The organism is Xenorhabdus santafensis (assembly GCF_033949405.1).
Lineage (GTDB): Bacteria > Pseudomonadota > Gammaproteobacteria > Enterobacterales > Enterobacteriaceae > Xenorhabdus > Xenorhabdus santafensis.
The window spans coordinates 1-335 of the sequence record NZ_VCDN01000527.1 but is presented as its reverse complement, the minus strand read 5'-3'; the positions used below and the strand labels follow the sequence as shown (position 1 = coordinate 335).

Below are 335 nucleotides of genomic sequence, written 5' to 3'. Positions count from 1 at the left end.
AGAGTAGAAACTAGGTATGGAATTAAATAGGCTAATGTTGCTACGACAATAGCGAAACTATACGCTTCTGAAACAGTACCAGAAATCGTTGAAAATAAGAAAATTTGCGTCATTACATTTGTAATAAATAATGATTTTGAAGGACTACCCTTTTTATTTGTTTTACTGAAAAACTTAGGGAAAAGTCCATTTTTGGCAGCCTGGTAAGGTACTTCTGAACTAACAACAATCCAGCCAACTGTAGATCCAAATAAAGATATAAGAGCGAGTAAAGCCATTATATATGCGCCTTTATTTCCAATTGCTAAATTTAATGCGTCTACTAATGGTTTTTG

The 335-nt window shown here is 33.1% G+C and carries 1 protein-coding gene; it reads right to left on the bottom strand.

Going from position 1 to position 335, the window contains the following annotated elements:
- On the bottom strand, positions 1-335 hold a 335-nt coding region (locus FE392_RS23265), incomplete at both ends, for an amino acid permease (protein WP_319932040.1).